This is a genomic window from Pedobacter sp. 01T416_2, assembly GCF_056398925.1.
Genome location: NZ_JBFTQI010000277.1, coordinates 1 through 6,947 on the forward strand (window position 1 = coordinate 1; position 6,947 = coordinate 6,947).

7 protein-coding genes are annotated in these 6,947 nt (G+C 38.3%); 5 read left to right on the plus strand and 2 right to left on the minus strand.

Going from position 1 to position 6,947, the window contains the following annotated elements; all coding sequences use genetic code 11:
- From AC1DPQ_RS13160 to AC1DPQ_RS13170, 3 genes are all read left to right on the plus strand, one after another.
- The coding region (locus AC1DPQ_RS13160) for a glycerol-3-phosphate dehydrogenase/oxidase (protein ID WP_477609665.1) at positions 1–768 on the plus strand (768 nt) is incomplete at its 5' end.
- A gap of 14 nt (positions 769–782) precedes the next feature.
- The gene (gene glpK / locus AC1DPQ_RS13165) at positions 783–2,273 is read left to right on the plus strand and encodes a glycerol kinase GlpK (RefSeq protein ID WP_477582064.1); all 1,491 of its coding nucleotides are present in this window, start codon (positions 783–785) and stop codon (positions 2,271–2,273) included.
- Between the two features lie 34 nt (positions 2,274–2,307).
- Entirely contained in the window at positions 2,308–3,045 is a 738-nt protein-coding gene (locus tag AC1DPQ_RS13170) for an MIP/aquaporin family protein (protein ID WP_477582062.1), read from the plus strand.
- A gap of 113 nt (positions 3,046–3,158) precedes the next feature.
- Here the strand turns inward: AC1DPQ_RS13170 and AC1DPQ_RS13175 are convergent, their stop codons facing one another.
- Both AC1DPQ_RS13175 and AC1DPQ_RS13180 read right to left on the minus strand, forming a co-directional pair.
- On the minus strand, positions 3,159–4,442 hold the full coding sequence (locus tag AC1DPQ_RS13175) for a M16 family metallopeptidase (protein ID WP_477582060.1): 1,284 nt from the start codon (positions 4,440–4,442) through the stop codon (positions 3,159–3,161).
- 11 nt (positions 4,443–4,453) lie between these two features.
- Positions 4,454–5,824, minus strand: a complete 1,371-nt coding sequence (locus AC1DPQ_RS13180) for a M16 family metallopeptidase (RefSeq protein ID WP_477609667.1) — start codon at positions 5,822–5,824, stop codon at positions 4,454–4,456.
- 161 nt (positions 5,825–5,985) lie between these two features.
- On the opposite strand from AC1DPQ_RS13180, the gene AC1DPQ_RS13185 reads away from it, so the two are divergent.
- Both AC1DPQ_RS13185 and AC1DPQ_RS13190 read left to right on the plus strand, forming a co-directional pair.
- The gene (locus AC1DPQ_RS13185; RefSeq protein ID WP_477582058.1) at positions 5,986–6,663 is read left to right on the plus strand and encodes a 3'-5' exonuclease; all 678 of its coding nucleotides are present in this window, start codon (positions 5,986–5,988) and stop codon (positions 6,661–6,663) included.
- A partial coding sequence (locus AC1DPQ_RS13190) for a CBS domain-containing protein (RefSeq protein WP_477609669.1) occupies positions 6,653–6,947 on the plus strand: 295 nt, incomplete at its 3' end. The genes AC1DPQ_RS13185 and AC1DPQ_RS13190, both read left to right, overlap by 11 nt.

Below are 6,947 nucleotides of genomic sequence, written 5' to 3' on the forward strand. Positions count from 1 at the left end.
GTTCCATGGCACGAACATTTACTGGTAGGTACAACAGACACCCCTTTAAACGAACATAGTTTAGAACCCAGAGCATTAAAAGAAGAGGTAGATTTTATTATGAGTACAGCGGCGAGTTATTTTAACCGCAAGCCCATGGAAAAAGATATCTTAAGTGTATTCTCAGGTTTGCGCCCATTGGCCGCTCCAACCAACGGAGATGGAAATAGTACAAAAGAAATTAGCAGAGACCATAAACTTATTGTTTCTGCAAAGGGATTAATTACCATTACTGGTGGTAAATGGACCACCTATCGCCGAATGGCAGAAGAAACGGTTGATTTAGCCATTACTCATGCTGGTTTAGAATCGAAAGCATGCGTAACCCAAAATTTAAGCATACATGGTAGTTTAACCACTACAACAGATAGTCATTTGGCTATCTATGGATCGGATCGCAGTAAAATTGAAGCATTAATTACGCAAGATCCAAGTCTTGGCAATAAATTACATCCTGCATTCCCTTATACAGAAGCTGAGGTAATTTGGTCTGCACGAAACGAAATGGCCGAAACAGTAGAAGATATTTTAAGCAGGAGATTAAGGATCTTGTTTATTAATGCACAAGCGGCCAAAGATATGGCACCCAGGGTAGCTTCGCTCCTGGCCAAAGAATTATCTGCTGATAAAAACTGGGAAACTAACCAAATCGAAACTTTTAATAAATTAGCCGATGGTTATATTTATCATTCAACACCTAAAATAACCGAATCGGCTTTAGCCAATTAACCAAATTCCTAATTATGAGTAAATACATCTTGTCTATCGATCAGGGAACCACAAGTTCGAGAGCAATTATTTTTAATCACAATGGCGAAATTGTTGCCATTGCACAACGAGAATTCACACAGATTTATCCCAAAGCCGGCTGGGTAGAGCACGATCCAATGGAAATCTGGTCGACACAGTTGGCGGTTGTAACAGAAGTGATCGTTAAAGCAGGCTTAACCGTAGGCGATATCGATTCTATTGGCATTACCAATCAGCGAGAAACCACTGTGGTTTGGGATAAAGAAACCGGACAACCAATTTACAATGCCATTGTTTGGCAGGACAGGCGTACTTCTGCCTATTGTGATGAAATTAAAGCACAAGGGCTGGCCAATAAAATACAGGAAAAAACGGGTCTGATTATAGACTCTTATTTCTCGGCTACTAAGGCCAGGTGGATCTTAGAAAATGTTGCCGGGGCAAGGGAAAAAGCGGAAGCCGGAAAACTTGCTTTCGGAACCATCGATACCTGGTTAATCTGGAAATTAACAGCAGGCGAAAAACATGTAACCGATGTCAGTAATGCATCACGAACGATGCTCTATAACATCCACACTTTAAGCTGGGACGATGAATTGCTTGAGCTTTTTTCGATACCGAAAGCCATGCTTCCTGAAGTAAAATCATCAAGTGAAGTTTATGGTGAAACCGCAGGACGCATACTGGCAGCAAAAATTCCTATTGCAGGGATAGCCGGCGATCAGCAATCTGCTTTATTCGGGCAAATGTGCACCGAGATCGGGATGGTAAAAAACACTTATGGTACTGGCTGTTTTATGCTAATGAATATCGGGTCGAAGCCAAAAATATCAGCCAATAATCTATTAACCACTATTGCCTGGCAGATTAATGGTGAGGTAGATTACGCTTTAGAAGGGAGTATTTTTATTGGTGGTGCGGTGGTACAGTGGCTTCGCGATGAAATGGGGCTCATTTCTAAATCAGCAGATGTGGAAACATTAGCTAAAAAAGTAAAAGATACCGATGGGGTTTATGTTGTTCCTGCTTTTGCAGGTTTAGGTGCTCCACACTGGGACCAGCATGCCCGTGGTACCATAACAGGATTAACCCGAGGTACAAACAAATCGCATATTGCAAGGGCAGCCTTAGAAAGTATTGCCTATCAAACCATGGATGTTTTGAAAGCTATGGAAGCAGATGCAGGCGTAAATATTGCCGAATTAAGGGTAGATGGTGGTGCTACAGCTAACGATTTATTGATGCAGTTTCAGGCCGATCTGTTAAACTGTAAAGTAATCAGACCCGATGTAACCGAAGTTACCGCTATTGGTGCTGCATACCTCGCCGGATTAGCCACTGGTTTCTGGAAAAGTATAGATCAGATCCGCTCGCAATGGAAAATCAACAGAACTTTTGTTGCTGAGGAAGGAATTGATAATACCGAAAGAATAAAGGGCTGGAATAGGGCTATAAAAGCAGCCAGGGTAAATGCAGAAGACTAATTGAACAATTTTAATCGGATAAGAATTTAATTATATGAATGTATATCTCGCAGAATTTATTGGTACTGCACTAATGATTCTTTTAGGAAATGGTGTAGTGGCTAACGTAGTACTTAAAGGTACTAAAGGCAACGATAGTGGTTGGATTGTAATTACAACCGCCTGGGCACTTGCCGTATTTGTAGGGGTTGTTGTTGCCGGCCCGTACAGTGGGGCGCACTTAAATCCAATTGTAACCCTCGGACTTGCAATCGGGAAGGGATTCAGCTGGGCATTGGTGCCATTTTATATTATTGCACAACTGGCTGGTGCCATGACAGGATCTTTCCTGGTTTGGCTTATTTACAAAGATCATTTTGATGCTACAGATGACCAAGGTTTAAAGGCTGCTCCTTTTGCAACCGCTCCAGCCATCAGAAATATGTCGTCAAATTTGGTGTCAGAAATTATAGGCACTTTCGTTTTAATATTTGTGATCTTTTATTTTACTGATGCGAGTATGGGCACTAAAGAAACGGTTACCCCTATTGGATTAGGCTCAATGGGCGCAATCCCGGTAGCGTTTTTGGTGTGGGTAATTGGTTTGGCTTTAGGTGGAACAACCGGATATGCTATTAATCCGGCAAGAGATTTGGGCCCTCGGATTATTCACTTTTTAATCCCAATGAAAGGAAAAGGAAGTAGCGACTGGAGTTATGCCTGGGTACCTATTGTCGGACCGATAATAGGCGCTGTATTAGCTGCTGTGGCCTTTTTGTTGATTGGTAAATAAAGCGCATCCTCTTTATCGTCATTGCGAGAAGGTTTTTTCAACCGACGAAGCAATCTTTTAATTCATCTTATAAGATTGCTTCGTCGTTCCTCCTCGCACAATGACGAATGCTATTACTGAAAAGCTGCCCTACCTACCTGTTCATCACCTAGGTATATCCAAATGGCACCTTTTAAATATTTTCCGAAAGAATCTTTCATATTCTGCAAGCTTACCTTGTTAATATTAGCTACCATATTCTCGGTAATACTATAATCGCCAAGTACTTCAGCTTCACCCAAATCTTTCACAATCGAACTTGCGCTTTCCTGATGCCTGTAGTATCTATCCCGATGTTCTTTTTTTAATGCCTCAAGATAACGTTCACCATACTTCCCTTCTTTAATATTGTTGTATACCGTAATCATTGCTTTAAAAGCTTTTTTGGGTTGAGTGGTACTTACAAACATAGAGGTATATGGAATCTGTTGCACCTTAACGGTTGCTCCTGGTGCATATGATAAACCAAGTTTAGTTCTCAGTTCATAATTCATAGTGCCACTTAATGCGTTAATGGTTAGTACAAAAGCATAATAATCGGCATTCGTCATGGTTGGGGCATTCATAATGCAACTCATGTAATTCGTGGCAATATCTCTTTGTTCGATTACCAGATGCTCCCCTGTTAAAGTTTTACGATCGTAAACTGGTGGCGTATAAACTTTTCCTTTAAGCGCGCTGAAAGAAGCTTGAATCTTCTTTTCAAGTTCTTCTTTTGTGATGTTCCCAGCTACGACCAAAAACATTTTATTCTTATTCAACAATTCGTTATGATAATAATTACTAACCATTTCGGCAGTAAAACCACCAACAGTTTTGCTTGTGCCCAAAGGATTAGTGCTATAAGGCGAATCTTTAAACATACTTTCCATGCTCAATTGCTCAATCCTTGTTTCAGGATCAGATTGACTATGATAAATACCCGTAATCATACGTTCTTTAGTCGTTTGAAACTCTGTTTTATCAAAAGCCGGATTAATTACAGCATCCGAAAAAAGCTTCCAGCCTTGATCAAGATACTTAGAAATACAGTCCATGCTAATGGTACCATAATCAGTTGTAGATGAACCAGAAATATCAATACCATATTCATCAGCCAACTCCTGATAATCGACAACGCTATAATTTTTAGTACCACAGGTAGCGGCAGATGCTAAAGCCAGATTTTCAATTCCTGCCCTTTCCGCATTATAATTCATTACGCCACCTTTAAAAAACATGCTCATACTAACTGTTTCCTTCTGGGTAGGTTTTAAAATCACCTTTAAACCGTTTACATCAAATGAAATGGCTTTGGTTTGCGCGTTGGCAATATGAAAAACTAAGATAAAGTTTATAAAAAATATGAATCTTTTCATCGAGCGTTAGGTTATTTGGGTGATTTAAAAAATGTTTCTGGCTTCACTTCATTCATACCTGCTTTATCCATCATTAGGCCAGCGCAATAAGGTTTATCTTTAATATACTTGCGTACATAATCAAGTAAATCCTTTCTTGTTACTTTATTTACATTTTCTTCATAATGGGTATAATAATCAATCGATGCCGAAGCCCACCAGAAGGAAAGTAAATGTGCATAATCAGAAGTAACCTCTCTCCTTTCTACCTGTTCTATAGATAATAGTCTTTTGGCTCTTTCAATCTGCAGATCAGATAAATAATCTTCATTGGCCCAAAGCGAAATTTGCTTCAGCACCTCCTGGTAACATTCATTTATTTTTGCCGGATTAGGACTCACCATTAAACTAATTGGGCCTGTATATTTTTGCGTATAATAATTCACATCAGCCTGTTGGGCTAATCCTGAATTAATAAGCGCCTGTTTCATTTTAGAACCGTTTTGATTCACAATAAAAGAAAAAACATCAGCAGCATAAGTGGCCGGAATATCGTTTCTGGTATCTGGACCATGCYAGCTAAACAGCATAAACGGAACAGGGCTTTTATTCGATTCTACAAAATAATAATCGTTTTTTTGAAGCGGCTTAAACTCAGGTATTGGCCATTTCACAAAAGGATCAACCGGCGATCGTTTCCAGCTTCCAAAAACAGAATTTACATAACTAAAAGCTTCATCAACTTTAACATCACCAGCAATTACCAGAACTGAATTATTTGGCCAATAATATTTATTTTTAATGGAATCCATTTTTGATGGAGAAGCTGATAAAATTACCTCGTGGCTACCAATTACATTTTTGCGGGAATAATTTGCACCCCACATATGTCGCGAATTGGCCTCTATCAAAGCAAATACCGGACTCGATTCGTGTCTTGTAAATTCGGCATTTACCACTTCATTTTCCAAAGCCATATCTTCTTTTATGAATTTTGGATAACGGATTGAGGAATTCATTAAACTTAATCCGGGTTTTAAATTAGCAGCAGGAAGGGTAAAAAAATAATTAACCACTTCTTCCCGCGTAGTGGCATTCGAATTGATATCCAGATCGTTCATTCTCGAATTTAAACGTTCGAAATCGGGATAATCCTTGTTAGCCTTAAAGAATAAATGCTCGTAAAGATGACTTAAGCCGTTAAATTCGTCGGTTTCAGTAAAAGAACCATTTCTGCAGGCCATTTCGATGGTAACCAGTGGCACTGTCCGGTCTACAACAACCAGCACTTCTAAACCGTTATCAAGTTTTTTGAAATGCATGTTTTCTCCGAGCTTTTCCTGGGCAAAAGCAGAACCAAGGCACAATAAACAGGCTAAGGAGCTAAATAATAGAGAGCGCATATTTTAATTGAATTTTAACACCAAATAAGTGTTAATCTTTCACTTTAACAAATAAAAAAACACTTTATTTAACAATCGCCCTTATTAAAGGATATATGAATAATTACAGTTTATATTGTTAAATAATTACCTTTGAAATAGTTCATCTAACCACGTTAAAATTGCAAGAATACTTCCTCGTTGTTGATACCGAAACTTCAGGTCTGCCTAAAAATTGGACGGCGCCTTATTCTAAAGAAAAGAACTGGCCTCATATTGTCCAAATTGCCTGGATTATTTATGATCAATTTTATCAGGAAATTAAGCGGGAGAATCACTACATAAAAAATATAGATTTCACTATTGATAAGGCTGCATTAAAAATCCACAAAATTACCCCTGAATATCTGCATACACATGGCGAAAACAAAGAAAAAGTGATGTTACAGTTTTCTGAAGATATAGAAAAATACAAGCCTTTAGTGATCGGACATTTTATTGAGCTCGATTATCATATGGTGAATGTTGAATTATACCGCATCGGAAAGGAAAATATATTTAAAAACCTGGCTTTTTTCTGTACGATGAAGGCAAGCGCACCTTACATCACCAATACGGTAATCAGTCATTTAAAGCTGGATAAATTTTATACCATTTTATTTAATGAAGCACCCGAAAATACGCACAATGCTTTATCTGATACACTAAACACCGCAAAGATTTTCTTTCATCTTTTAAAAACAGGCAAAATTAGCTTAACTTCAGCCTACCATCAGGAGCATACTTTTAACCTGGAAAAGAAAAAGACAAAAGAATTTTCATTTAAAAGAATTTTACAGGGATTTTTTAATGGAAGATAAACTAGCCGATCAAATTTATACCGCTCGTATTGGAGACATTACTTTTAAAAAGATAGTAAGTTGCAGCCCAGGCACACCTATTTTTGAAGCTGCAATTAAAATGTCAGAACAGAAAACCAGTTGCCTCTTTATTAAAAATGATCAGGATGTTTATCTGGGCTTCGTAACCGATATTACTTTAAGGGATAATGTAATTGCCAAACAACTGAATTCAAATTTGCCTATTGACGAAGTTATGGATACCAATATTGTTACCATAACTCCGGATGCTTATGTGTATGAGG